This window comes from Plantibacter sp. MDV22-iso1, from assembly GCF_058408345.1.
In genome coordinates, this window is record NZ_JBZVDY010000002.1 from 846,416 (window position 1) to 872,974 (window position 26,559).

The 26,559-nt window shown below is 70.1% G+C and carries 25 protein-coding genes and 1 pseudogene; 16 read left to right on the top strand and 10 right to left on the bottom strand.

Going from position 1 to position 26,559, the window contains the following annotated elements; genetic code table 11:
• Positions 1-32: 32 nt before the first annotated feature.
• Positions 33-863, bottom strand: a complete 831-nt coding sequence (locus tag AC4PMY_RS14685; RefSeq protein ID WP_064294935.1) for a hypothetical protein — start codon at positions 861-863, stop codon at positions 33-35.
• A 158-nt stretch (positions 864-1,021) separates the two neighbouring features.
• Here AC4PMY_RS14685 and AC4PMY_RS14690 point away from each other — a divergent pair, with 158 nt between their 5' ends.
• The gene (locus tag AC4PMY_RS14690; RefSeq protein ID WP_064294936.1) at positions 1,022-3,022 is read left to right on the top strand and encodes an ABC1 kinase family protein; all 2,001 of its coding nucleotides are present in this window, start codon (positions 1,022-1,024) and stop codon (positions 3,020-3,022) included.
• A gap of 43 nt (positions 3,023-3,065) precedes the next feature.
• The gene (locus AC4PMY_RS14695) at positions 3,066-4,313 is read left to right on the top strand and encodes an APC family permease (RefSeq protein ID WP_064294937.1); all 1,248 of its coding nucleotides are present in this window, start codon (positions 3,066-3,068) and stop codon (positions 4,311-4,313) included.
• An 88-nt stretch (positions 4,314-4,401) separates the two neighbouring features.
• Here AC4PMY_RS14695 and AC4PMY_RS14700 read toward each other — a convergent pair whose 3' ends face one another.
• Positions 4,402-5,052 carry a GntR family transcriptional regulator gene (locus AC4PMY_RS14700; protein WP_064294938.1) on the bottom strand — a complete coding sequence of 217 codons (651 nt, stop codon included), beginning with the start codon at positions 5,050-5,052 and terminating at the stop codon, positions 4,402-4,404.
• Positions 5,053-5,294: 242 nt separating this feature from the next.
• Here AC4PMY_RS14700 and AC4PMY_RS14705 point away from each other — a divergent pair, with 242 nt between their 5' ends.
• The 3 genes from AC4PMY_RS14705 to AC4PMY_RS14715 all read left to right on the top strand — a co-directional run bounded on the left by AC4PMY_RS14705 (position 5,295) and on the right by AC4PMY_RS14715 (position 10,897).
• A complete protein-coding gene (locus AC4PMY_RS14705; protein ID WP_491623076.1) occupies positions 5,295-7,682 on the top strand; it encodes an immunoglobulin-like domain-containing protein in 2,388 nt (795 codons plus the stop codon).
• Between the two features lie 116 nt (positions 7,683-7,798).
• A complete protein-coding gene (locus AC4PMY_RS14710; protein WP_064294940.1) occupies positions 7,799-8,464 on the top strand; it encodes a hypothetical protein in 666 nt (221 codons plus the stop codon).
• Between the two features lie 180 nt (positions 8,465-8,644).
• Positions 8,645-10,897, top strand: coding sequence for a DUF7507 domain-containing protein (locus AC4PMY_RS14715; protein ID WP_064294941.1), 2,253 nt, complete (start codon positions 8,645-8,647; stop codon positions 10,895-10,897).
• A 129-nt stretch (positions 10,898-11,026) separates the two neighbouring features.
• On the opposite strand, the gene AC4PMY_RS14720 is transcribed toward AC4PMY_RS14715, so the two are convergent.
• Positions 11,027-11,629: a hypothetical protein gene (locus tag AC4PMY_RS14720; RefSeq protein ID WP_064294942.1), complete on the bottom strand. Its 603-nt coding sequence runs from the start codon at positions 11,627-11,629 to the stop codon at positions 11,027-11,029.
• A gap of 133 nt (positions 11,630-11,762) precedes the next feature.
• A complete protein-coding gene (locus AC4PMY_RS14725; protein WP_064294943.1) occupies positions 11,763-12,098 on the bottom strand; it encodes a nuclear transport factor 2 family protein in 336 nt (111 codons plus the stop codon).
• A 298-nt stretch (positions 12,099-12,396) separates the two neighbouring features.
• Here AC4PMY_RS14725 and AC4PMY_RS14730 point away from each other — a divergent pair, with 298 nt between their 5' ends.
• Positions 12,397-13,887 (top strand): HNH endonuclease signature motif containing protein, encoded by a 1,491-nt coding sequence (locus AC4PMY_RS14730; RefSeq protein ID WP_491623077.1) that lies wholly within the window; start codon positions 12,397-12,399, stop codon positions 13,885-13,887.
• Between the two features lie 514 nt (positions 13,888-14,401).
• Positions 14,402-14,821, top strand: coding sequence for a hypothetical protein (locus tag AC4PMY_RS14735; protein ID WP_064294781.1), 420 nt, complete (start codon positions 14,402-14,404; stop codon positions 14,819-14,821).
• 3 nt (positions 14,822-14,824) lie between these two features.
• Here the strand turns inward: AC4PMY_RS14735 and AC4PMY_RS14740 are convergent.
• Positions 14,825-14,944 (bottom strand): annotated as a pseudogene (locus AC4PMY_RS14740) (ribosomal protein bL36); the annotation flags it as partial.
• A 95-nt stretch (positions 14,945-15,039) separates the two neighbouring features.
• Here AC4PMY_RS14740 and AC4PMY_RS14745 point away from each other — a divergent pair.
• On the top strand, positions 15,040-16,125 hold the full coding sequence (locus tag AC4PMY_RS14745) for a GTP-binding protein (RefSeq protein WP_491623078.1): 1,086 nt from the start codon (positions 15,040-15,042) through the stop codon (positions 16,123-16,125).
• 66 nt (positions 16,126-16,191) lie between these two features.
• On the opposite strand, the gene AC4PMY_RS14750 is transcribed toward AC4PMY_RS14745, so the two are convergent.
• A complete protein-coding gene (locus AC4PMY_RS14750) occupies positions 16,192-17,073 on the bottom strand; it encodes a LysR family transcriptional regulator (RefSeq protein WP_071260751.1) in 882 nt (293 codons plus the stop codon).
• Between the two features lie 137 nt (positions 17,074-17,210).
• Between AC4PMY_RS14750 and AC4PMY_RS14755 the strand changes: the two genes are divergently transcribed.
• Positions 17,211-18,119, top strand: a complete 909-nt coding sequence (locus tag AC4PMY_RS14755) for an EamA family transporter (protein WP_231884306.1) — start codon at positions 17,211-17,213, stop codon at positions 18,117-18,119.
• A gap of 8 nt (positions 18,120-18,127) precedes the next feature.
• On the opposite strand, the gene AC4PMY_RS14760 is transcribed toward AC4PMY_RS14755, so the two are convergent.
• A complete protein-coding gene (locus tag AC4PMY_RS14760; protein WP_064294778.1) occupies positions 18,128-18,793 on the bottom strand; it encodes an SIMPL domain-containing protein in 666 nt (221 codons plus the stop codon).
• A gap of 41 nt (positions 18,794-18,834) precedes the next feature.
• Between AC4PMY_RS14760 and AC4PMY_RS14765 the strand changes: the two genes are divergently transcribed.
• Both AC4PMY_RS14765 and AC4PMY_RS14770 read left to right on the top strand, forming a co-directional pair.
• The gene (locus tag AC4PMY_RS14765; RefSeq protein ID WP_139205383.1) at positions 18,835-19,407 is read left to right on the top strand and encodes a hypothetical protein; all 573 of its coding nucleotides are present in this window, start codon (positions 18,835-18,837) and stop codon (positions 19,405-19,407) included.
• A gap of 63 nt (positions 19,408-19,470) precedes the next feature.
• Positions 19,471-20,619 (top strand): NAD(P)-binding domain-containing protein, encoded by a 1,149-nt coding sequence (locus AC4PMY_RS14770; RefSeq protein WP_491623079.1) that lies wholly within the window; start codon positions 19,471-19,473, stop codon positions 20,617-20,619.
• A 5-nt stretch (positions 20,620-20,624) separates the two neighbouring features.
• Here the strand turns inward: AC4PMY_RS14770 and AC4PMY_RS14775 are convergent, their stop codons facing one another.
• Positions 20,625-21,560 carry an EamA family transporter gene (locus AC4PMY_RS14775; protein WP_064294775.1) on the bottom strand — a complete coding sequence of 312 codons (936 nt, stop codon included), beginning with the start codon at positions 21,558-21,560 and terminating at the stop codon, positions 20,625-20,627.
• Between the two features lie 90 nt (positions 21,561-21,650).
• Here AC4PMY_RS14775 and AC4PMY_RS14780 point away from each other — a divergent pair, with 90 nt between their 5' ends.
• The gene (locus AC4PMY_RS14780) at positions 21,651-22,214 is read left to right on the top strand and encodes a CGNR zinc finger domain-containing protein (RefSeq protein ID WP_491623080.1); all 564 of its coding nucleotides are present in this window, start codon (positions 21,651-21,653) and stop codon (positions 22,212-22,214) included.
• Between the two features lie 29 nt (positions 22,215-22,243).
• Here the strand turns inward: AC4PMY_RS14780 and AC4PMY_RS14785 are convergent, their stop codons facing one another.
• Complete coding sequence (locus tag AC4PMY_RS14785; RefSeq protein ID WP_071260756.1) at positions 22,244-22,792, bottom strand: DinB family protein; 549 nt, start codon at positions 22,790-22,792, stop codon at positions 22,244-22,246.
• Between the two features lie 103 nt (positions 22,793-22,895).
• Positions 22,896-24,194: a serine hydrolase domain-containing protein gene (locus AC4PMY_RS14790; protein ID WP_491623081.1), complete on the bottom strand. Its 1,299-nt coding sequence runs from the start codon at positions 24,192-24,194 to the stop codon at positions 22,896-22,898.
• Between the two features lie 146 nt (positions 24,195-24,340).
• On the opposite strand from AC4PMY_RS14790, the gene AC4PMY_RS14795 reads away from it, so the two are divergent.
• From AC4PMY_RS14795 to AC4PMY_RS14810, 4 genes are all read left to right on the top strand, one after another.
• Entirely contained in the window at positions 24,341-24,649 is a 309-nt protein-coding gene (locus tag AC4PMY_RS14795; RefSeq protein WP_369808447.1) for a DUF2470 domain-containing protein, read from the top strand.
• Between the two features lie 128 nt (positions 24,650-24,777).
• Positions 24,778-25,188: a DUF4383 domain-containing protein gene (locus AC4PMY_RS14800; RefSeq protein WP_064294771.1), complete on the top strand. Its 411-nt coding sequence runs from the start codon at positions 24,778-24,780 to the stop codon at positions 25,186-25,188.
• 1 nt (position 25,189) lies between these two features.
• Complete coding sequence (locus AC4PMY_RS14805) at positions 25,190-25,804, top strand: hypothetical protein (protein ID WP_064294770.1); 615 nt, start codon at positions 25,190-25,192, stop codon at positions 25,802-25,804.
• A gap of 94 nt (positions 25,805-25,898) precedes the next feature.
• Entirely contained in the window at positions 25,899-26,558 is a 660-nt protein-coding gene (locus AC4PMY_RS14810; RefSeq protein ID WP_491623082.1) for a biliverdin-producing heme oxygenase, read from the top strand.
• Position 26,559: the final 1 nt, after the last annotated feature.

Genomic DNA, 26,559 nt, shown 5'->3' on the forward strand with positions numbered 1-26,559 from the left:
CCGCGCTCCACGAGAGCGCAGTAGATGTCGCCTCAGACGGCGGATGAGCGCCGCTTGTGCGATCTCGGCGAGCGGGCCAGTCGGGGGAGGAAGAGCGCGAGCCCGAGGAGGGCGACGCCGAGCCAGGGGGCCACGGCACGGATGGCGGGGACCACCGGGCCGTCCTCGTACCAAGCGAGCGGGAAGCTGAGATTGGTGTTGCCCGCGGCATGCAGCGCGGCGAAGTCGAACAGGACGACCCACTCCTGTGGACGCTGCACTCCATCGGTGTAGTAGGGTGCCATCGCGAGGACCGAGGGTTCGTCCGTGGTGACCGTCTCACCGGCAGCGGCGACCTCGCCCCGGTTGATCTGCGCATCGGTGTACTCGGGCAGCCCAGCGCTCAACGGAACGTACATGCGCCATTCGTCGGCCAGTGACGCTTCACGCTCGTTCGGGTCCTCCACGCCATCCCGCCCGCTCACCGTGGCGATGAACCGTGCAGGAAGGTCGTCGGACAGGATGAGCTCGGACGGCTCGACGATCGACACGCGGTCCGGGACACGGGAGCGGGTGTCGACGTCGATGAGCGTGAAGGTCCGATCATCACGCGAGTACGACCCGAAGCGACCGACCGGGCCCTGGAATCGTTCGAGCTCGACCTCGGTTCCGTCCGCGGTGGTCACGGTGATGCGGTCGGGCGCGCTGAACGCCGGCCCGTCCGCCGGCACGACCGGGAGGGTGAGCCCTGCCGCACTGGTGAACGCGAGCACCGCCAGCACGCCGCAGAGGACGCGGATGACGACGAGCTGATGGCGACGAAAGGTCTCCCGGCGGCCCCCGTCCGCCGCCGCGGCCTGTTTCTGAACCCGCTGGTCGCCCATAGATATCCCCGTCCCCGTCCGACACCCTAGCGAACCCCGGGCGGAGAGGGACCGTTCCGCCGGATCCCGAGGAGGGTCAGCGCTCGCGCTCGCTCAGCCGGGCCGGATACGCTGGCGAGCGGGGCGAGACGAACGCTCGACCGACGAGGGGATGCCGGATGCTGACTGACGCACTCACCATCGTGCTGGCGGTCGTGTCGGCGCTGCTCCTCGGGTTCGCCGCCCGACGGGTGCTCGACGCCCCGGTGGGTTGGCCACGCAGCATCCTGGTCGGGCTCGTCGTGTTCGTCACCGGCCCACCGTTCGTGAACTGGCTGCTGCAACAGACCGGCCTGGTCCAGCCCGGTGAGGCCGGGGACGCTCGGGCGGCCTTCGCGGCGATCGCCGTCGCCCTCCTCGCGATCGGCTGGATCTTCGCCCTCGGGCTCGGTGTCCTCGTCGCCATCGAGGTCATCATCCCGACCCGGCCGCTGATGAACCCGATCGACGTCGTCCGCTCCGCGATCAAACGACGGCGACGGACGAGGCGATACCTGCAGATCCTCGCCATCGCATCCCGACACGGCGCGGGCTGGCTCGTGCACGGCCGGTCCCGCGTCCAGCTCGAACTCACCACGAGCGAGCAGCGCGCCAACGCGATCATCGCGACGATCAACGACTCCGGCGTCACCTTCGTGAAGCTCGGACAAGTGCTCTCCACGAGACGGGACCTCGTGCCCGAGCCGTACCTCAGCGCCCTCGCGTCCCTGCAGTCCGAGGCGACCACCCTCCCCTGGCACGAGGTCCAGGTCGTCATCGAGACCGAGCTCGGCGCACCGATCGACACCGTGTTCGCGTCGATCGACTCCGAACCGCTCGCGGCCGCATCCGTCGCCCAGGTGCACACCGCCGAGATGCTCGACGGTACCCCCGTGGTCGTGAAGGTCCAGCGACCGGCCGCCCGCGTGCAGGTCGAGGCAGACGCCGACATCGTCGTCCGCCTCGCCGAGCGCGCCGAGACGCACACCAAGTTCGGGCAGGACCTCCGCCTCGCCTCCGTTGCGCGGGCCTTCACCTCGACCCTGCTCGAAGAACTCGACTACCGGATCGAAGCCCGCAACGTGGAGATGATCCGCAGCACCTTGAAGCGTCGCGATGAGCGCGACGAAGGCGTCCGGATCACGGTCCCACGCGTCTATCCGGCGGCCTCCGGTGCCCGCCTGCTCACCATGGACCTCGTCGACGGACTGCCACTCAGTCGAGCGCGGGACCGCATCGCGACCATCCCCAAGGAGGAACGCGAGACCCTCGCGACCGGCCTCATGGAGGTCGTGCTCGAACAGATCCTCGTGCACGGCGTCTTCCACGCCGACCTCCACCCGGGCAACGTCATCCTCCGCGAGGACGGATCGCTCGGACTGATCGACTTCGGGGCCGTCGGCGTCATCGAGCGCAGCCAGCGGCAGCGACTCACCGCGGTGATGCTCGCCACCGTCAGCGAGGACGACATCGCGGCGACCGACGCCCTCCTCCTCATCGTGGACCTGCCCGAGGACGCCGACCTCGATGCCCTGCGCCACGACGTGGGCATCGTCATCACGACCGAACGTCACCGCCCGGGTGGCGACGGCTCGATCTTCAGCCGACTCCTCGACGTCATCCGGCAGCACCACATCGCGCTCCCCGGCGACCTCGCCGCCGCGTTCCGCAGTTTCGCGACCCTCGAAGGGTGCCTCAAAGCGCTCGACCCCGACTTCGACATGTTCGAACAGGCCCTCCCGATGGTCCCGCGCCTGCTCCGCCGCTCGCAGTCCATCCGGCAGACGGCGGTCACCCTGCAGGCGCAGGCCGCCGTCACCGCCGCCTTGGCCCGCAACCTCCCGCGCCGACTCGACTCGCTGCTGTCCGGCCTCGAGGACGGGACGGTGGGCGTGACGCTGAAGGGCTTCGCCGATGAACCGGCGAAGGGGCTCGTGGAGGGTGTGACCGCGGAGATCGTGGGAACCCTGATCTCGATCGCCGCCCTCGTGATCGCCGTGGTCCTCGTCGTCACCGGTGCCGGCCCGGTCCTCCCCGGCGGCCTCCGGGTGTTCGACCTGATCGCGGCGTTCATCGGGTTCCTCGGCTTCCTGGGCCTGTTGCGCGTGCTGCGGCAGACCGTCGTCCGCCGAGGTCGGTGACCGGAGCACCCTGCTGTTCACCTGACGGCACTACCGTGATCGGGTGAGCGATCCCCGACTGCAGCGACGCCTGGGCACGAGCGCCGCGGTGTTCATCGGCCTGGGGTCGATGATGGGCGCCGGCGTCTTCGCGGTGTTCCAGCCGGCGGCGGAGGTCGCCGGCGCAGGACTCCTCATCGGGCTCATGATCGCCGCGGTCGTCGCCTGCTGCAACGCGATGTCCTCCGCGCAACTCGCCGCACAACTCCCCTCGGCCGGCGGCACCTACCTGTACGGCCGCGAACTCATCGGGCCGTGGTGGGGCTTCGCGGCCGGATGGAGCTTCGTGGTGGGCAAGACGGCGAGCGCCGCAGCCATGGCGGTCGCCTTCGCCGCGTACGCTGCACCGGCCGAGTGGAGTCGTCCGGTCGCCGCGCTCGCGGTCGCCCTCGTGGTCGTGACCAACTGCCTCGGGGTCACCCGCACCGCGACCGCGACCCGGGTGATCGTGGTGGCCGTCCTCCTGGTCCTCGCCGTGGTCGTCGGCTCAGGCCTCGTCGGACCGGACGCCGGTTCGACGGGGCTCGCGTCGCTCGGGTTCGACGCCGGCCCGCTCGCCGTGCTGCAGTCCGCGGGGTTGCTGTTCTTCGCTTTCGCCGGGTATGCGCGGATCGCGACCCTCGGCGAGGAGGTCCGCGACCCGGCCAAGACGATCCCGCGCGCCATCGGGATCGCGTTCGCCGTCGCGGTGATCGTCTACGCGGCCGTCGCGGTCGTGTCGCTGCTCACGCTCGGCGCAGACGGTCTCGCGTCCAGTGCGCGCCCCTTGGCCGCGGTGGTGGAGACGAACGGGTGGCCGTGGGCTGCGACGCTGGTGCGACTCGGTGCGGCGGCGGCCTGTCTGGGGGCGCTCCTCGCCGTGTTCGCAGGCATCGGACGGACCGCCTTCGCGATGGCGAGGACCGGCGACCTGCCCCGGGTGCTCGACGCGGTGCACCCGCGCTTCGCGACCCCCTACCGGGCGGAGCTCCTCGTCGGCGCGGTCGTCGTCGTCCTCGTCCTGCTCATCGACCTCCGGAGCGCGATCGGGTTCTCCTCGTTCGGCGTGCTGCTCTACTACGTGGTCGCCAACGTCGCGGCGTTCCGCCAGACGCGCGAGCACCGACGGTACCCTCGCGCGGTCAGTGTGTTCGGCGCCGTCGGTTGCGTCGTCCTCATGTTCACACTGCCGCCGACGTCGGTGCTCGTGGGCGGCGTCGTCGTCCTCGTCGGGTTCGCCGGGCGGGCGGTGGCACTTCGGCAGGCTCAGTGACCGGAATTCGGCTCAGTGACCGGATGCTGGTCCCTGCCCTTCGACAAGCTCAGGATCCGCCTGTCGGAGGGTGGCCGACGAAAGGGGGCTACAGCTGCGTGGAGAGGCGGAAGATGTTCTCGACCGCCAGTTCGGCGGCGATCGCGTCACCGGCCTCGACCGCCTCACGGAGCTCCGGATAGCCCTGCTCCTTGGCCGCCCAGTCCGTGTTCTCCTCGGTGCGGGTCGCGGAGGACCGGTAGGTGAGGCCGTCGATGATGTCCTTCGTCGCCGCGACGAGCGTGGCGTTCGGGCACGCGGCGATGAACGCGTCGAAGAGCTCCCAGCTGAGTCGCCCGTGCTCGGCCATGTCTCGCTGCTCGACGACCACGATCACCTGGTTGATCGCGCGGACGAGCGCCTTCTTCTGCGTCGCGCCGAGACCGGGCACGGTGACGCGGACGACACCGCCGAGCATCGCGCCCAGTGTCTGCATGACCTCGGTGCGCTGTGCCGGGTCGGGCAGGGCGACTCGGGTGTACCGCTGTGCGGCCATCTCGATGAGGCCGACGCGGGCGAGGTCGTTGAGGGCCTCGCGGATCGGCGTGCGGGAGATCCCGAGCCAGGACTGGAGTTCGCCGTCGTTGAGGTGCTCACCGGGCTCGAGGGTGCCGTCGAAGATGGCCGTGCGGATGCGTTCGACCGCGACCTCGCGGAGTGACCGACGCTCGACGGGCGGGTTGGCTGAGGGCACGGGCATGCGGGATCTCCTTCGTCGGCGAATGCTATGCCATCAGCGTACCGAATATCAGCGGATCCACCCGGGGTTGACGGGAGAGTCGACGACACCTGACGGGCGGGGTCACCGCGCGGTCACCGCAGGGTCGCCCGCCCGCAACCGCGCATTCATCCGGTCTCCGTACCGTGATCGGCTGCCGAGCGTTGCGATTCGCTCGGCGGTTCGGGCGATGCCTGCACCTCGGAAGAACACTGGAGATCTGCGTGAACGACATCACCGGCGCGACTGACACGCGCCACCGCTCGCGACACCGCGCGACGCGACTCGCCGGCGGCACCCTCGGAGCGCTCGTGCTCCTCGTGGGCGTCGGCACCACCGCCGCCGCACCGGCGCAGGCGGCCTCGTACCCCGACACCTTCCTCGACACCGCGTCGACCGTCTGGAGCTACTCCGACGACGCGAGCGACCCGGCCGCCGGTTCCGCCGATCGCCTGGTCTGGACGCAGGGCGGCTTCGACGACAGCGCATGGAAGACCGCGAACGGCAGCTTCGGCGCGAAGAACGGTCGCGCGACCGGCATCGGCCCGTACACCGCGAAGACCCTGCTCAACCAGTACATCGACGGCAGCGCGGCACCCGATGTGCCGACGTATCACTTCCGTTCGGACTTCGAGCTGACCGGTGAGCAGCTCGACGGACTCGACAGCCTCCAGGGCAGCATCGTGTACGACGACGCCGTGCAGGTCTTCGTGAACGGCACCAAGGTCGCCGGCTTCGTCGACGAGCAGGTCGAGGCGGCGCCGGAGGCGTCACGCAACCAGATGTACGCCGGCGCCAGCAACGGCGATCCGCTCACCTCCACGTTCACCGTTCCGGCGGGCGCACTCGTCGCCGGCGAGAACACCGTCGCGGTCGCGCTCTACCAGGACCGGGCCACGAGCTCGGACATCTACTTCGACCTGACCTCGCTCGCCCCGGTCGCAGCCGACGAACCCGTGTCGATCTCCGACGTCGTCCTCACGATCGGCGCCGATGAGAGCGAACGCGGCATCACCTGGTACAGCGACCGCGATGTCGCCCAGGTCGCTCAGGTCGCACCGGCGTCCGCGATGACCGGTGACGCCTTCCCCGAGGCGTCGGCGGTGAACGTGCCGGGTGTCGGCGGCGTCACGACGAGTGGTGAGTTCAACCGCTTCGCGACGATCACGGGACTCGCCGAGAGCACCGGTTACGTCTACCGGGTCGGCAGTGACGACAACGGATGGTCGGAGGTCTCGGCGTTCACGACCAAGTCCTTCTCCGGCGACTACGACTTCCTCTTCGTCGGGGACCCGCAGATCGGAGCCTCCGGGAACGTGGCGGACGACCAGGCCGGCTGGGCCGACACCCTGGACGTCGCACAGGCCGCCTACCCCGATGCGGAACTGCTGTTCTCAGCGGGTGACCAGGTCGAGCGCGCCGGCAACGAGGACCACTACAACGCCTTCCTCGCCCCCGAGCAGCTCCGCACCATGCCGCTCGTGCCCGTCAACGGCAACCACGACGTCGGCTCGAAGGCCTACGAGCAGCACTACAACGTGCCGAACCTGGACCCCACCGCCGGCGCGGCGACCTCCGGTACCTCCTCGGGCGGCGACTACTGGTTCTCCTACAAGGACGTCCTGTTCATGGTGATCAATTCGAACAGCAGCGACTACGACTCGCACGCCGCGTTCCTCGAGCAGGTCGTCGCCGAGCAGGGTGCGTCCGCGAAGTGGAAGGTGCTCGCGTTCCACCACTCGATCTACTCGGTGGCGGCGCACACGAACGACACGCAGATCGTGGACATGCGGGCGAAGCTGCCGTCGATCATCTCCGACCTCGGCGTCGACCTCGTCCTCCAGGGACACGACCACAGCTACACGCGCAGCTACCTCATCAAGGACGGCGAGCTCGCGAACCCGGACGAGACCGCCGCACAGGGCACCGTCACCGCGGGCCCAGGCGAGGTTCTCTACGTCACCGCCAACTCCGCGAGCGGGTCGAAGTACTACGACGTCAAGGCGCCCGACGCCTGGTTCGCCTCGGTCATCAACCAGGAGTACACGCGCAACTACTCGAACATCCGGGTGACCGACGACTCCATCACGATCACGACGCTCCGGAGCGAGGCCAACTCTGCCGCCCGGGCGGCGGTGAACAGCGTCGTGGACGAGGTGACCCTGCAGCGCGAGGACACCGTCGCGCCGCAGCTCGTGCTGCCTGAGACCGAGACCACGGTGGAACAGGGTGCTGCGTTCGATGCGCTCGCCGGCGTCACGGCGACGGATACGCGCGACGGTGACCTGACCGCGGCGATCACCGTCTCAGGATCGGTCGACACGACGACGCCGGGCACCTACGCCTTGAGCTACGCGGTGTCCGACGCCGCCGGCAACACGGCGACGGCGAGCCGCTCGGTGACAGTCACCGCTGCCCCCGCCGTTCCGGGCACACCGGGCGCCGGCAGCGGGACGGGTGCAGGATCCCCGACGCCGGTCGCGTCCGGCTCCGACCCGCTCGCGAACACGGGTGCGGAGATCGGCGGGATCGTCGCGATCGCGTTCATGCTCCTGTTGGGTGGCGCGCTGACGCTGCTGCAGCGTCGGGCCCGCGCGCGTCGCGAGGGCTGACCTCGGGCGGGTGCCCCGTCGTCCATGGTCGTCCGCGATCCGACGGCGGGGCACCTCTGCTTCCGCGCCCGGCCCTGGTCGGTCATCTCGTCATCGCCTGCACGATCGGATCCCACATGTCGCCCACCCGCACGCGCCCATCGCGCGTCGCCCGCTTCCACTCCGCAGCCGTCTTCGCGCTCGCACTCGCACTGACCGGGTGCTCCGGAACCGGTGGAACCGAAGGGGTCCTGACAGCGCCGACCGGTCGGACCGACGCTGCGCCGTCGGTGCCGGGCGCGACGAGCACGCCCGAGCCCGCCTCATGGGCCGACGCCGTCGCACCGGAGGGGTTCACGGTCGCCGTCGTGACCGCAGTGCCCCAGGGCGCCGACCCCGAGATCGACGCCGCGGTGGACGCCATCGGCGCGCGAACCGGCGCGGCCGTCAGCAGGACGGTGGTGCCTCCCGGTGGCGCCGGCACGGGAGATCCCCTCACAGACGTGCTCGCCGGTTCCCCCGACCTCGTGGTCGTGCTCGGCCTGGAGCTGCTCGACGTCGCCGACCGCTCCTCGGCGTCAAATCTCGGGCAGCAGTTCCTCATCATCGGCGCACAATTGCCGGAGCCGACGGCGAACGTCACCGCGGTGGTCTGGCCGGGTGCGACCGCGCGACGTGCCGACGAGCCCCGAGCGGCGCCGAACGGCTTGCCGGGGGTCGCCGCGCATGCGGGCGACGCGCTCCAGGCGGGCCTCGCGGCGCTGATCGCCGACACGACGGGCGGGGTGCTCGTCCTGTCGTGAGCCAAAGTGGCAGTGGAGGGTGGCGCCCCTCGTGATACGAGAAACTCGATCCGAACATATTCTGCATATCAGACTGATATACTGATCCTTCATCGTGAGCTGAGCTCCGTTCGCCGGAAGTCCGTCCGCGCCGTGGCGAGAGCCATGGTCTTCGACCAGCTCCCCCATCGAAGGAATCTCATGACCCCTCCCTCACTCGTCCAACCCGACCCAGGCGTCGGTGCCGCTCCGCCGCGGAGACGGGCACCCGTACTCCGCTCCATCGCCGCGCTGGCGATCGGCGCCGTCGCGGCGATCGCCAATGCCACGCCAGCGCATGCCGCAGACGTCACGTTCGCCGATGGCAACCTCAACTACTGTGTCCAACAGGCGCTCGGGCTCCCATCCGGGACGCCCATCTCCGAGGAGCAGGCTGCGACGGTGACCACGCTCCGCTGCGGCACGACCGTCCAGTCGCTTGTCGGCATCGAGTCACTCACCAACCTCACGTCACTCTCGCTCACCCGTGCGCCGCTCTCCGCCGGCGTCGAGCCGCTCGCGTCCCTCGCTTCGATCACGAGCCTGTCGCTCACCGGGACATCGAGTCTCGACCTGTCGGTCATCGCCGGGATGACACAGCTCACATCGCTCAACATCCAGTCCGCGCCGCTGACCGACCTGTCGCCGCTCGCCTCGATGGTGAACCTCACGAGCCTCGGACTCAACGACGTCGGGGCCAGCGATCTGAGCCCCCTCAGCGGTCTCTCCGGCTTGGAAGCCCTCTCCGTCAAGGGCAACCGGCTGACCACGCTGGCGCCGCTGTCGACACTCACCGCGCTGCACTCGCTCGAGGCGGCGTCCAACCAGATCTCCGACGTCTCGCCGGTGGCGAGCTTGACGAGGCTGCAGCACCTGAACCTGCTCTCCAACCAGATCGAGGACGTCACGCCGATCCAAGGCCTCACGAACCTCCGCACCCTGAACCTGCAACTCAACCGCGTGTCCGACGCCGGCCCGTTGAGCACCCTGACGAGGTTGACCTCCCTGGCGCTCGACGACAACCGGATCACCGACCTCTCGCCCTTCATCCCGCTCACCGCGCTCCAGGTGCTCACGATCAACGACAACCTGATCGAGGACGTCACACCGCTCCGCGAACTGGTCCACATCGAGACCCTCGAGTTGTCCGGGAACCACATCTCCTCCATCGCACCGCTCGCCGGCCTGGTCGCGACGAACTACGTCCGCCTGGACCGCCAGGTGATCGCGCTCCCCGAGATCGCCGTCGGCGCACCACAGGAGAACCCGATCCGGTCGCTCGACGGAACCCCGGCGCCCGTCACCTCGGCCACCGCGCAGTACGACTCAGCGAGCAACACCTGGACGTTCGCAGCGGTCGGCAACAACTCCCTCGCATGGACGGTCCGCGACCTCGGCATCGGCTCGTACTCCGCGTTCTCGGGGCGGATCACCCAGCGCTCGATCGCGACGGTCGGGTCGCTCGAACTCGAGCAGTCCATGGCGCTCGAGGAGACCGGCACCCACCCCGCCCCCGGCGACACGGTGACGCACACGTACACCCTCCGGAACACGGGCACGGCGACGGTCTCCGACGTCTCGATCACCGACACCACTCCCGGCCTCTCCGGATTCAGCTTCGACTGGCCCGCGGCCGAGCGTGTCCTCGCGCCGGGACAGGTCGCGACGGCGACGGCGACGAGCACGCTGACGCAGACCGACATCGATGCCATGCGCCTCGACAGCTCCGCCACCGCCACTGGAGCCGCGGCGACCTCGCCGGTGGTCTCGAACGAAGCGGCAGCCACCCTCCCGATCGACGGACTGAACGAGATCAGCGTGACCATCACGGCAGACACCACGTCCGTCGGCGAACCGGCGGCGGTCGGCGACCCCATCGGCTACGCCATCATCGCGGCGAACACCGGCACGCGAACCCTCACCGGGACAACGGTCACCGCATCGCTCCCGGAGCTGTCCGAGTTCGTCATCGAGTGGCCGGGCGCGGCGGGCGTCCTCGCTCCCGGCGAGCAGGTCCGCGTCACGACCGGGTACCCCATCACGGCGACGGACATCGAGCTCGGGTCGGTCAGGAACGTGGCGACCGCGAGCGGAACCGGGCCCGACGGCGTCGGCGTCGACAGCAGCGCCTCGGTGTCAACCGATCTGAGCAGCTCGATCGTCACGCCGGACCCGGAACCGACCCCGGACCCGGATCCCACGCCGACCCCGGAGCCCTCCCGGTCGCCCGCTCCGGGAACGGTCGCCCCGGCACCCGGCGCGACCACCGGCGACCTGGCGAAGACCGGCGTCGACAGCGGCGCGCTCACCGGACTCACCCTCGGCGCACTGCTCCTGTTCGGCGTCGGCGCCGCGGTGCTCGCGGAAACGCGCCGACGGTCACGCGCCGCAGCAGGCGCTGAGCGGAACGCGTAGACGCATCACTGGTGCAGCGGAGGGCGGGTTGTCGACAACCCGCCCTCCGCTGTGTTCCCGGAGCGACCCCGCTCGTCGGCATGATCGCCGAACGGCCGCCCAAGCCCGAATCCCGATCAGGCCTTCGGATCAGGCCTTCGGGATGAGCGGGATGACGTCGCGGCTCGGCGGAACGACCTCGCCGCTCTTGCTGCCGCCGATGACCTTGCCCTCCGGGCGGTCGTAGACGAGGTCGAACTCGGTCTCATCAGTGCGCACCCAGGCGCCGATCCAGCCGGTCGCCGTCTCACCGGCCGGTGTCGCCTGCAGGAGTGGGTACCCGGCCGACGCCATCGGAGCCTTCAACTCTTCGGGCGTTCCGAGGCCGAGCGTCACGTACTCGAGGTTGACGGCACGGGTGGTGACGGAGACCCGGTGCGGGAAGACGCTGCCGCCGTACTCGTCGCCGGCTTCGAGTCGGACCTGGACGAGCATCGGACGCAGGCCGTCGGTGGTGCCTGCAGGCGCCGGGAAGTCGTCGACGATCGCGAGGGCGGTCACCGTGGTGCCGTCGACATCGTCGGTGAGGGTGTGCTCCTGCAGCGGAGTGCTCGGTGGCTGCGACACGGACGGCGTCGGCGAGGCGGAGGATCGGCCCGCATCCGACGAGGAGCCGGTGGAGCAACCGGCGAGGGCGAGGGCGGCGACCGCGAATGCTGCGGCCAGGGTCGTTCGACGAGAACTGATGCGCATGACTCAATCCTGTCAGACACGCCCAGGTGCGATCCGTCGCCGGATGGTCGGGCGCGGGCGACGCGGGCGCACGGAACGGCCATGTGGCGTTGCAGTCCCGTGCGACCGCGATGCACGCGTTCGATCCAGCCCCTCAGACAGCGCCACCGAAATAGACCTCGACCTCCTGGACGGTTCCGTCCACGACACGAGTCGCTTCCAGGTTGCGATACGTCTTCCCTTGCACGACGTACTCGTAGCGGTGGAGGACGATGCCGTCGGTCTCGACGATCTGGAGCGTCACGCCCGGGGTGTCGAAATGGTCGGCGGTCGGGAAGCAACGCTCGAGCCAGGTCGCTCGGTCGAGGTGGTCGTCCTGCGGGCTGGTGAAGACGAAGTCCGCATGCATGAGCGCCTCGGCAGCATCCCGATCCTGCTCGCGGAACGCCCGCATGAACGCCAGAACCGTGTCGATCGCCGATGAACGCATGCGGTGATCCTACGCGCGGAGCTGGCGCGGCGGTTGGGGAACGGGTGTTCGGGGGCCCGTCGAAGGGCGCCCGGGCAACCCCCTCCACCACGCCACGACAGGCTCGGCGACCGCGTCGCTGCCGGCCCCTGAGCCTGTCGCGGAGCCTCCCCGCACCTCGACAGACTCCGCGACCACCTACGGTCCCTGAGCCTGTCGAAGGGCACCCCGAGCAAGCATCAACTGTTGGACAAACTCCCAGATCAAAAGCTGATTCTTTGGCCGTTTTAGTGTCAGTGGTCCGTGTTTGGATGGACCCGTGACCAGCACCGCACCGAACCCGCTCACCGCCGCCGCGGCCGGGTTCGATGCGCTCTGGCAGAGCGCGCTCGACGCGATCCGTCCAGGCTCCGGTGTCGCGGAGCAGCTCGAGAACATGAACGACGAGGCGATCCTCCGTGTCCTCGACGAGCTCGGTGCCGTGCAGCATGCGGTCGAGGTCCTCGCCGCACGCGTCACCGGCGCGATCGCGTTGCGCCCGTCGCCTTCCCGCCGCGACGGCACCCTGGTGCGCGCCGCCGGCTACGCCAACCCGGGTGTCATGGTGTCCGAGCGGTGGCGGGTGGCGCGCACCCGAGGCGCGGCGATCGCGGAGGTCGGTGCCGCCATCACGCAGCCGCGCGGGTTGCTCGGCGAGCTGGAGGAATGTCCGTTCCCCGCAGTCGCGGCAGCACTCGAACCGGTTGCCGCCGATGACCCATCCGATCCCGACACAGGCCCCGACGACACCCACCCCTCAAGCACTGCGGGCACACCCAGAGCGCCCCTGAGCGTCGACGGTGCCGCGGTCATCGTCCGGGAGCTCCGCAACGCGGGCCGCATCTGCACCAGAGTCGAACTCGAGACGGCGTCGGTCATCGCCATCGAGCACGCCGGACACGCGCCCCTGCAAGACGTCACCCGCATCGCCAAACTCGTCCGCACCCGCCTCGACCAAGACGGCCGCGAACCCCGCGACGAACTCCTCCGCCGCGCCGAACGCTGCACCATCCACGAACTCCCCACCGGCATGACCCTCCTCCGCGCCGAACTCGCCCCCGAAAGCGCCGCCTTCATCCGCGCCGGCCTCGACGCCCTCATCGGCGCCACCACCCGCAAACCCCACTTCACCAACCCCGAGCAGCCGTCCGACACCGACGCCCCCGACGACTCCGGTCACCCCATGCCCCACGGCCCCACCCTCATCCCCATCGACCGACGACGCGCCATCGCCCTCACCGAGACCTTCCGACACCTCGCCGGCTGCAAAGGCGCCGCCACCGAACTCACCCCCGTCACCATCATCATCCGCACCGACCGAGACACCCTCGAAACCGGCCTCAGCACCGCCACCATCGACGGCATCGACGAACCCATCGGAGCCGGCGCCCTCCGCCGCCTCGCCGCCGACACCAACCTCATCCCCATGATCCTCGGCGGCCCATCCCAAGTCCTCGACCTCGGCACCAGCACCCGCCTGTTCACCCGCGGACAGCAACTCGCCCTCGCCGAACGCGACGGCGGCTGCGCCTGGACCGGCTGCACCCACCCACCATCCTTCACCGAAGCCCACCACATCACCTGGTGGTCACAAGGCGGCCCCACCAACCTCGACAACGGGGTACTCCTCTGCCCCTTCCACCACCACCGCATCCACGACGACCACTGGACCATCACCACCCAAAACGGCATCCCCTGGTTCATCCCACCCAGCCACATCGACCGCCACCAAACCCCCATCCGAGGCGGACGCATCCACCTCGCCGCCTAGACCAAGGCACCCGTCTGCCTCCGCACCCGCCTGCCCTTCGACAAGCTCAGGGACGACAGCTGGAGCAACAGTGCCCGGCAAGCCCGGCAACCGGGTACCCCGTTCCCTGAGCCTGTCGAAGGGCCCACGAGGAACCGTCACACCTGCCCTTCGACAAGCTCAGGGACCGACTGGGAAACCGACAAGCCCGGTGAACGACGCCGTTCTCGACAACCCCGCCACCCCGGTCCCTGAGCCTGTCGAAGGGCACACGAACAACCGGCACACGCACCCTTCGACAAGCTCAGGGACCGAGACGCGAACCACCCTTCGACAAGCTCAGGGACCGAGACGCGAACCACCTTCGACAAGCTCAGGAACCGAAACCGGAACCAGCACGCGTCGACGCCGCATGGGCACCGCTCCCCATCGCGGGTGGACAGTCGACCTCGGTACCGTGATGGACGAGCCACCGGTCGCGCGGGTGCCGCGTGTTCAGCTGCGCGTCGCGACCGACACCCGAAGAGGAGCACACATGATCATCTGGACCCGTTGGGGCATCGTCGTCTTCCTGATCTTCGGGCTGTCCGTCGGCGCCGGCTTCCTCATCAAGGCGATCGTCTCCCCCGACGGCGGATCGGCGCAGTCCGGGGTGTTCGTCGGCATCGGCTTCCTGCTCGGCGCCGTCGCGTGCTGGGCCTTCGGGAAGTTCGCGCTGGCGAAGCTTGATGCACCGCGGCCGGTCGTCGTGTGGCAGCAGCTCGCGCAGCCGTACGTCAACGAGCACGGCATCACCGTGAAGCAGGAGGCCGTGCCCGTGCGCCACCCGCAGACCGGCGAGCAGCTCTACAGCCGTCCGAGCTCCACACTCTTCTTCATCCCCGTCCGCTTCTGGGCGTACGTCATAGCCGCACTGGGTGTCGTCACGATCGTCGTGAACGTCGTGCGCGGCTGACACTCAGCCCTGGCGACTCTTCCACCGCGGGTTCTGCTTGTAGATGACGAACACCCGCCCACGGCGGCGGACGATCTACGACCCCGGCCTGTCGTCGAGCGACTGGAGTGATGCGCGGACCTTCCTGGTGACCTCCTGGTGATCACAGGGCGTGCTACCTTGTTGAGAACAATTCTCAACAGGACGCACTGTAGCCCCATCGACCAGGAGAACCCGCCGTGACCACGCCTCGCATCCCGCTGACCGTGACGCTCGTGCTCGGCACCTGTCCGCCGGAGCGTCGCACCGTGGCCCGACAGATCGCCGGTCGATCCGCGGCGCTCGTCACGATCGAGCGGCAGGGCGAGGCTGAAAGCGCCCACCCTGACATCGACGACGCGATCGACGCCGTTGCACGACACCCGCTCGCTCCCCGGCACCTCGTCCTCGATTGCGGGAGCACGGTCCGCCCGGTCGACGCGGTCTCCGCCGTCCTCGGGCACCGCGACACGGCCGTCCTGGACGCCGTCGTGACGGTCGTCGACGCAGCCCATCTCCTGCACGACCTCCAGGACGACGAGTGGGTCACCCACGACGAGGACGGCGACACGGCCTACACCGCACGGTCGATGATCACCGTGGAGCAGCTCGAGTACGCGGACACCATCGCCGTCGCCGGCCGACGCGGCGTGACGCACGAGCGACTCGCGGTGCTCCTCGCTCTCCTCAGCCACCTGAACCCGACGGCGCTGACGCGGATGGTCGAGCCGGTCGCGGCCCGGCCACGGGCCACACCCGGCACTCCGGCGACCGCGAGCAACCGCGAGCCGCTCGCCCGCTACCGCGACTCCCCGTTCGAACTGGACCGTTTCAGCACGTCCCCCGGGTGGATCGCGATGCTGAACGGCGAACACCGGCCATGGGTGGATCACGACCGCGTGACCACCCTGCGGTTCGACAGCCCCCGACCGATGCACCCGGAACGACTCCTCGCGTGCTTCGACGGACCGATCGAGGCGGGGCGGTTCGGCCGGCTCATCCGTACGGCGGGGTTCCTCGTCCTCGCGACGCGCGCCTCCCGCGTCGGCGTCCTGCAGCACGTCGGCCAGATGATCGATCTGGAACCCACATCGTTCGAGACGAACGACCCTGGCGCACCGCTCGGCCAGGAGCTCGTCGTCACCGGGATCGACCTCGACGAGGTCGCCATCACCGCCGCCTTGCACGCCTGCACGCTGACGGACGAGGAACTCCTCGCCGGGCCGGCGGCGTGGGCGCACTACCCGGACGCCTTCACGCCATGGAGCACCACCCGCGAGCACTGAGCAGCGGGCCCGTCAACTGCCCGAAACGGTTCGGATCTCGGTCGATTTCGTGCAGGTTCGGGCGACTCAGTGGATCCGCGCGCTCACCCACTCCTCGCGCACGAACCGCACGAACTGCTCGACGGCCGGCGACACCGCCCGGGCACGGCTGGTGGCGACACCGATCACCCGGACCGCCTCGTCGTCGAGCGGGACGAGCACGACGCCCTCCATGCTCGTGGAATCGGGGAGAACGGCGATCCCGACCCCGGCGCGCACGAGACCACGGAGCGTCGACAGCTCGGACACCTCCATCGTCACCCGGGGCACGACGCCGTGCCTCGCGAAGTACGCGTCCGCGATCTGCCGGAGCCCCGAGTCCGTCGTCATCGCGAGGAACTCCGTCTGCTCGAGATCGGACGCCGCCAACGACGTCCGGTCGGCGAACGCATGCCCGACCGGCACGCCCAGCGCGAGCCGCTCGGAGGTGAGCGGACGCCACTCGATCTCCGGATCACGCGGTTCCGGGCTGATGAACGCGACGTCGGCCGAGCCGGAGCGGAGCGCGTCCAGCACACTGTCGGCCTTCCCACCGTCGAGGACAAACCGGATGTCCGGCAGCAGCTGGCGGTACTCGCTCACGATGCGCGGGATGAGCCAGCCGCCGAGGGACGAGACGTAGGCGATGGACACGAGACCGGCCGAGGGGTCTCGGAGCTCGTCGATCCGCGACTGCGCGTTGTCGAGCTCGGTCTGCGCACGGAGCGCGTGCACGAGGAGGATCTCGCCGTAGCGGTTGAGTTCGAGCCGGCTGCGGTGACGGTCGAACAACTCGACCCCGGCGTCCGCCTCGAGCCGACCGATCGCCCGCGTCAGCGTCGACTGGGAGATACCGAGCGCCTCAGCGGCGTACGGGACGTGACCGTCTTCGGCGAGCGCCCGAAGGTACGCGAGTTCGTCGATCCTCATGCCCTCATGATGCCGCACCGGCGAGCCCGGCTGGGGCGGCACCTCGACAAGCTCGGTGACCGGGGAGCCGCTCGGCGACCGGGGCGCCGCTCGGCGACGGGATGAGTTCGGCGACCGGGGCGCGCTAGCGTGGTGCAGTGATACGCAGACCGCGACCGAGCGAGGCGGCGACCGGCGCCCTCCTCGTCCTGGCCGGACTCGTCTGTCAGGAGCTCGGCGCATCGATCGCGGTCACGCTGTTCCCGCAGGTCGGTCCGATCGGCATGGTGACGCTGCGCCTCGTGTTCGCCGCGCTCATCCTGCTGGCCGTCGCCCGCCCATCCCTGGGCGGACACCCGAGGAGCGCCTGGGTGTCGGCGGTCGGTTTCGGAGTCGTCCTCGCCGCGATGAACGTCTGCTTCTACCTGGCTCTGGACCGCATCCCGCTCGGTCCGGCGGTGACCCTCGAGATCCTCGGCCCGCTGGCGCTCAGCGTCATCGCGGGTCGTCGATGGACGAGCGCGCTCTGGGCGGGCGTCGCCCTCATCGGCGTCCTCCTCCTCGGCGGGGTGCTCCTCCACAGCGGACCGACGGCCGCACTCGATCCGATCGGCGTCGTCCTCGCGCTCGCCGCCGGCGCCCTCTGGATCGGCTACATCCTGCTGTCGGCGCGGACCGGGACGGAGTTCCCCGGCCTGAACGGTCTGGCGATCGCCGCCGCCATCGGGGCTCTCGTGACCATCCCGCTCGCCGCGACGACCGCCGGCACCGCGCTGTTCGATCCCGTCATCCTCCTGCTCGGCCTGGGCGTCGCCGCGCTCTCGTCGGCTGTGCCGTACGCGCTGGAGTTCGTCGCCCTCCGACGACTCAGCGCTGCGACCTTCTCGATCCTGCTCGCATCCGCGCCGGCCATCGCCGCGATCGCCGGACTCCTCGTGCTCGGTCAGGAGCTCACGACACCGCAGTGGCTCGGCATCGCCTGCGTGGTCGGTGCGGGCATCGGCGCCGTGCTCTCAGCCCGACGGGGTCCCTCACCCGAGGTGCAGCCGAGCATCGCGCCGAGCTGATCGTCAGGTCAGGATGCGGCGAAGCGGGCGTGCACCCGGGACGAGACGGTGATGTCCTCCGGCTTGAGGTCGAGGGCGGTGTCGCCGGCAGGAGCCGCGGCCCCGCGCATCATCGGTGCCGCGGCCTGACTCGACGGCGAGCGGGTGTCGTCGCCCAGCATGCCGGGTTCCGCCAGGGCGACCGACCGCACGGCGCCGAGCCCGAGGCTCCTGGCGTAGGCGGTCGCGCGGTCCACGGCGTCGCGGACGGCGTTGTGCTGAGCCTCGGCCGTGATGCGGTGCTTCGTCGCCTCGGTGAGCGCCCAGGTGACACCCGTCACCGTGACGCCGTCCTGGGTCGCGATCTCCTCGGCCCAGCGGGCCAATGCCTGCAGGTCGGCGAACTTGACCTCGAGCGCGACCGTCGCGTGGTGCACGAGCGGCAACTGCTTCCCGTCCTTGTTCCACGGCCGCTCGCTCCACACCCGCAAGCGATCGGCCGACCACCAGGTCACGGCCGACTGTGCGCGGAACTGCTCCGCCGCCTGACTGAGCGCACGGTGCAGTGCGGTGGTGTGGGAGACGACGGGCTCACGTTCCGGCCCCTGGAACCCCGCCGAGATGAGGACGGTCCCACGTTCGGCCGGGTGGTGGTAGTCGAAGCGGCCCTCGACGGTGATGATCGTTTCACTCATACCCGGCACTCTATCCCGCGACGGCGGCTACGCTCTGGACCATGACGGACGGCGGAACCTGGGCGGATCGACGACATGGACGACGGGGGAATGAGTACGGTCCAGCCAGTCGGGGACTCCCGCCGGGCGATGTGGAGACCGTCGCGAAGTACCTCAAGGAGCGCGTCTACGCGACCTTCACCGGCCTCGCGATCGTCCTCGTGCTGGCGGCGAACGTGGAGCACCACGACGCGCCCGACGCGCTCTTCTCGCTCGTCATCGGCGTGGTCGGCATCACCCTCGCCGGCCTGGTCGCCGAGATGATCGCGCACCTCGCCGCCCACGGTGCGTTCCCCGACGAGCGCGGGTGGCACTCCATGCTCCGGATCGCCTGGGGCTCGCTGCTCACCGTCGCGACCCCCACCATCCTGCTCGTGCTCGCCGTGTTCGACGTCATGGAGGTCGAGACCTCCCTCCGCGTGTCCGCGATCGTCTACCTCGTCACCCTCGGGCTCAGCGGTTGGTTCGCCGTCCGCCGCGCACGGCTGTCCGTCTGGCAGCAGCTCATCGCGCTCGCGGCCCTCGTCCTCCTGGGGGTCCTCGTCATCGGCGTGCAGGTCCTGGCCCACGGCTGAACCGCGGGTTCGGGCTCGGGCCCCGTCGGAAATGCCGGAGGGGTCGACGACGTTGAGGAGCACGTGAGCACTCCGGAGACCGTCGACGTCGTCGTGATCGGCGCGGGTCAAGCCGGGCTGTCGGCCGCGTACCACCTGCATCGCCGCGGATTCGTCCCGCTGGGCACCGCCCGTGGCGCGACCGCAGCACGCACCTTCGTCGTCCTCGACGCGAACGACGCCCCGGGCGGTGCCTGGCAGCACCGATGGCGGTCGCTCACCATGTCGACCGTCAACGGGATCTACGACCTGCCCGGCATGCCGAAGCCCGAGCTCGATCCCACGTCGCCGAGTGTCGACGTCATCCCGCCGTACTTCGCGGCGTTCGAGGAGCGTTTCGCCCTCGCGGTCCGCCGCCCGGTGCAGGTCCGCGCCGTCCGCCGCGAGGACGACGACCCGCACGGTCGACTCCTCGTCGAGACCGCGGCGAGCGCCGACTCCTCGGGCGCCGACTCCCCCGCCGCCGTGTTCCGGGCGCGGGCGGTCGTGAACGCGACGGGCACGTGGACGAAACCGTTCTGGCCCGCGTACCCGGGGCGGGAGCGCTTCGCCGGACGCCAGCTGCACGTGGCCGACTACGTCTCCGCTGACGAGTTCCGCGGCCAGAGGGTCATCGTCGTGGGTGCCGGCATCTCCGCCGTCCAACTCCTCGAGGAGATCTCGCGGGTGGCGGACACGGTGTGGATGACGCGACGCGAACCGGAATGGGTGGAGGACGACTTCGACACCGCCGCCCGGGTGGAGGCGATCAAGGGCGTCGAGGAACGCGTGCGCCAGGGCCTCCCGCCGGGCAGCGTGATCTCCGTGACGGGGATGCACTGGACGCCGTGGGCGCGGGCGGCCGAAGCGCGCGGTGTCCTGGTGCGTCAGCCGATGTTCCGCCGGATCGAGGAGCACGGCGTGGTTCTCGCCGACGGTTCCTTCCTCCCGGTCGACGCCATCCTCTGGGCCACCGGGTTCCGGGCGGCGCTCGACCACCTCGCACCGCTCGGCATCCGGCTGCCCGGGGGCGGCATCCGGATCGACGGCACCAGGGCGGCCGACGAGCCGCGCGTGCACCTGATCGGGTACGGCCCCTCAGCCTCGACGGTCGGCGCGAACCGGGCCGGGAGGGCGGCGGTCCTGGCGATCCTCGCCGACCTCGACGCCACCGTCGCCCTCCCTCAGCACTGACCCCGTCACTGCACCGGCACGGGGATGGGCACCGCGGGAGCCCGCTCGGAGCGCACGAAGCCGATCCCCAGCAGGATGCACACCCCGCCGAGGAGCTGCGCGAGCGACAACTGCTCCCCCAGGAGGATCCAGGCGAACCCGGTCGCCGCGACCACTTCGAGGAGGCCCGCGAACGACGCGAGTCGGGAGCCGAGCATCTGACTCGCGGTGATACTCGCCGCATAGGCGACCGCCGTCGACACCACCCCGACGAACAGGAGCGGCACCCACCAGGCGACGTCGGTGCCGAGCACCGTGACGTCGGCGTCGGAGGTCGTGAAGGGCACGCCGACGAGCCCGGCGAGCCACAGACTGAGTGCCCCGATGAGCAGACCGATGGCGGCGAACGCCACCGGAGGCAGCCCCTTCGCCGGCCGCGCCGAGATGACGTAGTACGCGGCGCAGCCCACCATCGCGAGGATGGCGAACAGCAGACCGACCGGGTCGAGCGTCGAGCCACCGCTCGGAGCGACGACGAGCACGAGCCCGACGAGCGACACGACGGAGCCGACGAGGACGACCGTCGCGGGACGACGTCGGGTCAGCACCCACGCGACGGCGACGAGCAGCAGCGGCGCCATGTACTCGACGAGGATCGCGGTCCCGACGGCGATGGTCTGCAGCGCCGCGAAGTAGACGAGCTGCGTCGCCGCCACCCCGATGAGGCCCATGCCGAGGAGTCGCCAGCGGCCACGCCAGACCGCGTCCCAGCGACCGCGGAGTGCGATGAGGGCGAACGGGGCGAGCACCAGGCCACCGATCAGGGCGCGGACCGTGACCGCGGCAGCGGGGCTCCACCCCGACGCGAGCACCGGTTTGATGAACGCTCCGGAGGTGCCGAACGCGACCGCCGCGAGCACCGCGACGAGCAGACCGACCGTGGTCGAGGACGTGTGCTTCATGGGTGTCTCCAGCTGCCGCGAGTGGGGCCGGCGGAAGAGGTGGACGCCCGGCTGAGATGAAGCTACTCTCGGAGAGAGTAAGGAGTCAACTTGCGTTTTGCCCCTGACACCGAGGATGCGCTGCACTTCGCCGCGCTGCTCGTGAACACCCGCGCATCGGCGTCCCGCAGCGGTGGCGACGAACTCGCGACACCGCCGCAGCTCGTGGACCTCCTGCGCGTCAGTCGGTACTCGGGTCGGGTCGACGGCGACGAGCCCGAGCGGGCCGCAGTGGCGGCACTCCGAGAGCGGATCCACGCGCTCTGGGCCTCCGACGCTGACGCCCCGGACACCCGTGACCGCGCCGTCACCGAGATCAACGCGATGCTCCGGGAGTCGGCCGCGCTCCCCCAACTGCGCCGCCACGACGGCTTCGACTGGCACCTCCACGCCACCGAGTTCGACGCACCGCTCGTCGATCGCGTCCAGACCGAGATCGCCATGGCACTCGTCGACGTCATCCGGTCCGACGCCTGGGACCGCCTGAGGCTCTGCGCCGCGGACGACTGCGACGGCCTGCTCGTCGACCTGTCCCGCAACGGTTCGAAGCGCTACTGCTCCGTCCGCTGCAGCAACCGCGTCAACACGATCGCCTTCCGCGCGAGAGCGCAGTAGCGGGCGTCACCAGACCCGGATGACGACCATCACTGCGATCTCGTCACATCCCAGAGGTGGTGCACCGGGTCATGGATGAAGTAGCGGCCGAGGGTCTCGGTCGTGAAGCGCGCGCCGTCGCTCCGGCGGCCCGTCCGCGCGAGCGCGTCGTCCGGCACCCGCTCGAACGCTGCGGCGAGCACCGTCGCGGCCTCGACCAGTTCCGCGGAGACCCGTTTCGGGTCCTGCTCGCCGTAGCGCTCCTCGAGAGCCGTCGCATCCTGGTCCCAGTTCTCGAACGCGGGATCGTCCTCGTCGAGGACGAGCCGCAACCGGACGTCGAAGATGCGGAACACGTCGCGCACGTGGGCCGCGTACTCGAGCGGCGACCAGGTCCGCGGGTCGGGCCGATCCCGGACGTCGGCACGCTCCAGCACCGCCGGCCACGCGGCGGCGTTCGCCAGGATCAACCCGGGGAGGTCCCGGAAACCGAACCGCGAGGTGTCCATCCCGCACTCGGAGCAGGCGCGCTCGAGGACCCAGGTCCAGTTCTTCGTGTCCGGGACGATGGTGTCGCCGTCGGGGGTGTTCGTCGTCATGGGTTCACTCTAGGAAGCGGCGTGACCCAGCGCCCTCGCGAAAGCGTCATCGTGCCGCGATCCGCCGCCACCGTCCGCTGGCGGCGCCGTGCCGATGCCTCCGTTACCCGGCGGGGGCGACCGGCGGGGCGCAGACCATCGCCGAGGCGGCGAGCTGCTCCGCCATCTGCTGCTCGGACCACGGGAGCGCGATCTCGGGGGCTTTCTGCCCGCTCGCCGGTGCCGCCTTGGCGCCGATCGATGCGAGCTGCATCGCGAGCGTCTGCGCGAAGCCCGCCCCGAGCGTCGAGTTGTTCAACATGACGACGACCGTCAGTCCGGACGTCGGGTCGGAGAAGGCCGCCGAGAGCGAGCCGGGGATCGCGCCGGCCTGCCCCCGGAGGGGACCGATCTGCAACCCACCCACACCGAAGCTCTTCCAGGTCGGCTCAGCCTCGCCCAGCGAGACGGGGTCCTTCCACTGCTTCTTGTACGTGCTGTCGTTCACGAGGGACCCGGACGCGAACGACTGGGTGAACTTCCGCAGATCGTCGACCGAGGAGACGACGCCGCCGGCGGTCCACACCATCGAGGGCGACAGCTCGGTCTCGTCCGTCGGTGCGTCGCACTGGTAGGTGCCGTCCGCGATGCGCGGCGTCAGGTACCCCTTGGGGTGCGACCCCGGCAGCTCGACGGTGGAGGCGTCGGGGAAGCTGGACTTCGACATGCCGAGCGGCGAGAAGACGTAGTGGTCGTACAGGGACTGCCAGGACTGACCGGTCAGCTCCTCGAGCGCCATGCCGAGCAGGATGTACCCGGTGTCACTCGAACCGAAGAGCGCCCCCGGAGCCGTCCGCGTGCCGCTCGCGAGGCCGTTCGCGAGGATCTCGGCCATCGACCAGTTGCGGGTCGGGTTGGTGACGAACTGGGCGTTGAGCGCGGGCGTGTAGGTGCCGAGCCCCGACGTGCCATTGCACAGCTGCTGGTAGGTGATGCCCTCGATGCCCTGGACCTGCGGGAGGGTCTTGTGGACCTGGTCGGTGAGCTTGATCTTGCCCTCGTCGACGAGTTCGAGGAGCACGGTGCAGGTCATCGGGCGCGTGGTGTCGCCGATGCGGTAGACCATGGACGGGTCCATCTTGGTCTTGCCACCCGGCTCGGTCGTGCCGACGCCGGCCGTGTAGCTCCCGGCCCACGGCGCCCAGACGCCGACGATGGCACCGGAGGATCCGGACTGGGTGACGGCGGCCTCGACCGCCGCCGTGATGGCGTCGGTCGTGTCGCCCGCGAGCGTGCCGCTGACCTGGTCGGGGAAGTCGGTGTCGGACACCGAGGGGCCCGAGCAGCCGACGAGCACCGTCGCGAGGGTCGCCGCGGTAAGGAGTGCGGCGAGACGCCGGCGCCTCGGAGCTGTTGCAGTCAAGTCATCCCCCTGATGAGCGGTCTGCGGAGCTGCAGACTGTTCCCGATTGTAACCGGGCGCGGCTGAGAGCTGCGGTCGCACGCCGCGTGCCGGTCACACGGGCGGCGGACCTGGTGCGGGGCCAGTCGATGGTGTTCCCTGGAGAGGTGACCTCGAACGCCTTCCCGCAGACCACCGTCGACGCCGTCCTGGCGCACATGAACGGCGACCACCCCGACGACAACGTGCTCATCGTGCGAGCCTTCCTGGAACCCACGGCCGAGGCCGCCACCATGATCTCGCTGGACGGGACGGGTGGCGAATGGACCTGGACAGTCGACGGCACCGCCGCGGGTGGGCGGGTGCCCTGGCCCGCCGGCGCGATCACCGAGCGCGGCGAGATCCGACGCGAGGTCGTCGCCCTCTACGACGCCGCGTGCGCCCGTCTGGGCGTGGAGCCACGCCTGCACGACTGAGCGACGGCCACCCCTCGGCCGTCGACCTCGGATGACGGCCTCAGGTGACCAAACCGTCGACGCCCGCACCTCCGAACTCCTCAACGCCCCGGGACGACTCGCGGCACGAAGGATCAGGAGGCATTCCCATGCGTCATTCACCCAACCGGCTCCTCGCCGCCGTCTTCGGCGCGGTCTACGTGGTCGTCGGACTCCTCGGCGGGATCGTCGCCGGAGGCCTGCCGTTCCTCACCACTGAGGGCGGTCTCCTGCTCGGGATCTTCGAGGTCAACCCGCTGCACAACATCGCGCACGTCCTCATCGGGGCGGCCCTGCTCATCGCCGGGCTCTCGAACGTCGTCGCGGCCAAGACCGTGAACACGGTGATCGGGGGGTTCTACCTCCTGCTCGGTGTCGTCGGGTTCTTCATCGTGGGCTCCGCGCTCAACATCCTCGCGCTCAACACGGCCGACCACTTCCTCCACCTCGCGAGCGCCGTGGTGCTGCTCGGCGCCGGGCTGGCTGCGGACAAGCGCACGCACCGGGCGGCGACGGCCTGACATGTCGGTCTCCGTCGAACGGCAGGACGCCCGGACGGGTGAGGACGACGCGGTCCGCTCCGGCACGACGTCGATCTCGAACTGTCTGCTCGCGATGTGCGCACTCGGCGCCGGTCTCGTGTTGATCGCGACCGGCGCCGGGTCCTCTCCCGTGGGTGCGATCCCGCTCGTCACCCTCGGCGTCGCCGCACTGCTCTGGTCCGTCGTGGTCCTCGTCCGTGACCGGGTGCCGGGCCTCCGTGCGTCCTTCGCCGGCGCGGTGGGCGCGGTGGTCGTCTGGGTGGCGCTCTACGGACTCGCCTCCCTCGGCGTCACGACCGTGCCGCCGTTCCTGCCGACCCTCTCGTCCACGGTGTTGCTGCTCTTGGTCGCCGGGGTGCTCGCACGGCGACTCCGGCGGGTCACCCTCGCATCGACGGCGCCGGACGAACTCGAGCTCGACGCCCTGGTGACGCGCGCGACCCGTCGGCCGCATCGCGAGCCGAGCACCGGACGGTACGTGCTCACCCTGCTCGTCGGGGCGGCGTTCGTGGCGGCCCTCACCACACCGGCGCTGGCGCAGACCAACGCCGGTGCGTTCGCGGTCCCGCACGGTTCCCTGCACAGCAGCCACTGATTCCCTCCACAGCGACAGATCCACCCTCCCGTTCAGGAGCCCGGCCCGTTACACTTAGGTAACCCTTACCGAGCCAGCCGACGCGGAGTCCGACATGAGCACTGTGATCCCCTTCTCCCAGGCCCTGCGCGAGCGCACGTCCTCCGGCCACTCCTCCAGCGAAGGGGCGGACTTCATGAGCGACCTCATGACCGGGAAGGGCTCGAAGGAGGACTACATCGCCCTCGTCGCGCAGCACTTCTTCATCTACGAGGCCCTCGAGGTCGCAGCCGACCGCATGCGCGCCGATGCCGTCGCCGCTCCGTTCATCAGCGACAAGCTGACGCGGCTCCCCGCCATCGTGCAGGACCTCGAGTTCCTCATCGGTCCGGACTGGCGCGTCCAGATCACCCCGCTCCCCACCACGGCCCGGTACGTGGCACGGATCAACGAGGTCGGCGCCGTCTGGCCCGGCGGCTTCGTGGCGCACCACTACACCCGGTACCTCGGCGACCTCTCGGGCGGGCAGATCATCCGCACGCTGATGCAGCGTCAGTTCGGCTTCGACACCAACGGCGTCGGCTTCTACCTCTTCGGCGACATCGCGAAGCCACGCGAGTTCAAGGACACCTATCGTGAGCAGCTCGACGCCGTCCCGTGGGACGACGAGGAGCAGGCCCGCGTGATCGACGAAGTCATGGTGGCGTACCGCTTCAACACCGACCTCTTCCGCGACCTCGCGACCGCGAAGGCCGCGGCGACCGCCGTCGCCTGAT

Coding starts and splice junctions, on each gene's coding strand:
- AC4PMY_RS14685 (WP_064294935.1), bottom strand. CDS start 863: ATGGGCGACCAGCGGGTTCAGAAACAGGCCGCGGCGGCGGACGGGGGC.
- AC4PMY_RS14690 (WP_064294936.1), top strand. CDS start 1,022: ATGCTGACTGACGCACTCACCATCGTGCTGGCGGTCGTGTCGGCGCTG.
- AC4PMY_RS14700 (WP_064294938.1), bottom strand. CDS start 5,052: ATGCCCGTGCCCTCAGCCAACCCGCCCGTCGAGCGTCGGTCACTCCGC.
- AC4PMY_RS14710 (WP_064294940.1), top strand. CDS start 7,799: ATGTCGCCCACCCGCACGCGCCCATCGCGCGTCGCCCGCTTCCACTCC.
- AC4PMY_RS14715 (WP_064294941.1), top strand. CDS start 8,645: ATGACCCCTCCCTCACTCGTCCAACCCGACCCAGGCGTCGGTGCCGCT.
- AC4PMY_RS14720 (WP_064294942.1), bottom strand. CDS start 11,629: ATGCGCATCAGTTCTCGTCGAACGACCCTGGCCGCAGCATTCGCGGTC.
- AC4PMY_RS14725 (WP_064294943.1), bottom strand. CDS start 12,098: ATGCGTTCATCGGCGATCGACACGGTTCTGGCGTTCATGCGGGCGTTC.
- AC4PMY_RS14735 (WP_064294781.1), top strand. CDS start 14,402: ATGATCATCTGGACCCGTTGGGGCATCGTCGTCTTCCTGATCTTCGGG.
- AC4PMY_RS14750 (WP_071260751.1), bottom strand. CDS start 17,073: ATGAGGATCGACGAACTCGCGTACCTTCGGGCGCTCGCCGAAGACGGT.
- AC4PMY_RS14760 (WP_064294778.1), bottom strand. CDS start 18,793: ATGAGTGAAACGATCATCACCGTCGAGGGCCGCTTCGACTACCACCAC.
- AC4PMY_RS14765 (WP_139205383.1), top strand. CDS start 18,835: ATGACGGACGGCGGAACCTGGGCGGATCGACGACATGGACGACGGGGG.
- AC4PMY_RS14775 (WP_064294775.1), bottom strand. CDS start 21,560: ATGAAGCACACGTCCTCGACCACGGTCGGTCTGCTCGTCGCGGTGCTC.
- AC4PMY_RS14785 (WP_071260756.1), bottom strand. CDS start 22,792: ATGACGACGAACACCCCCGACGGCGACACCATCGTCCCGGACACGAAG.
- AC4PMY_RS14800 (WP_064294771.1), top strand. CDS start 24,778: ATGCGTCATTCACCCAACCGGCTCCTCGCCGCCGTCTTCGGCGCGGTC.
- AC4PMY_RS14805 (WP_064294770.1), top strand. CDS start 25,190: ATGTCGGTCTCCGTCGAACGGCAGGACGCCCGGACGGGTGAGGACGAC.
- AC4PMY_RS14810 (WP_491623082.1), top strand. CDS start 25,899: ATGAGCACTGTGATCCCCTTCTCCCAGGCCCTGCGCGAGCGCACGTCC.